Below are 831 nucleotides of genomic sequence, written 5' to 3'. Positions count from 1 at the left end.
GCTGAGTTAGACGCTTATTCCTTCAGGATCTTGCCCTCGATCGCCCTGCCCCAGTCGAGCAGCGGCTTGGCGCGCAAGGTGAAATCGACGAGCTCGTCGACCAGATCAGCCGTATGGATTCCCGCGGGATCGATAACATGCTGGACGACAAAATGCCGGTTGCGGATGGCGGCGACAAGGTCGGGATCGCTGATTTCCTCGAAGCCGCGTGGCGTACGCTTCATACGGCCTTCGGTCTCGAGTTCAAGCCGGTTCTTCTTCAACGCCGCCACCAGGCCGCGAAAATTGTCCGGCTTTGTCGCGATGGCTTTGCGCATCGCCAGCAGCAGCGCCGGTTCCGGCTGCCACCAGGCAATGTCGGCAAAACAGCGCTCAAGCCCGATATGCACGTAGAACACACCCTGCTCCATCTTGGTGCCGTCGGGCGACAGGATGGCCGACAAATGCCTGTTGTAGGGCCGCTTGTCTTTGGCGAAGCGCACGTCGCGATTGATGCGGAACAGCGACTTCTTGCGATCACCGCGCAGGCCGAGCCCGGCCTCTTGGAAGCGTTCGGTCAGCGTGTCCACGAGATCACTGAGCGGATCGCGCAATTCCTGTTCGAACAGGTCACGGTTCTCCAAAAACCACTCTCGGCTCTGGTGGAAATCCAGCGCCTTCAGGAACGGAATGGCTTTCGGGCCGAAACCCTTGAATGCGCCTTCCATCACGCCTTGCCGATCCGTACCAGCCAGCCATCCTCGTCGATCACCTCGATGCCGAGTTCGCTGGCGAGCTTGAGCTTGGAGCCGGCACCCGGCCCGGCGACCACCAGATCCGTCTTTGCCGAAA

General features: G+C 60.6%; 1 protein-coding gene. It reads right to left on the bottom strand.

The window, feature by feature from the left end:
* Positions 1 to 14: 14 nt before the first annotated feature.
* Entirely contained in the window at positions 15 to 707 is a 693-nt protein-coding gene (locus EOD07_RS35910; RefSeq protein ID WP_127238476.1) for a TIGR02453 family protein, read from the bottom strand.
* Between the last annotated feature and the right edge of the window lie 124 nt (positions 708 to 831).

This window comes from Mesorhizobium sp. M2C.T.Ca.TU.002.02.1.1, assembly GCF_003997225.1.
The sequence above is the reverse complement of the archived record's forward strand: the minus strand, read 5'-3'. Positions and strand labels throughout refer to the sequence as shown.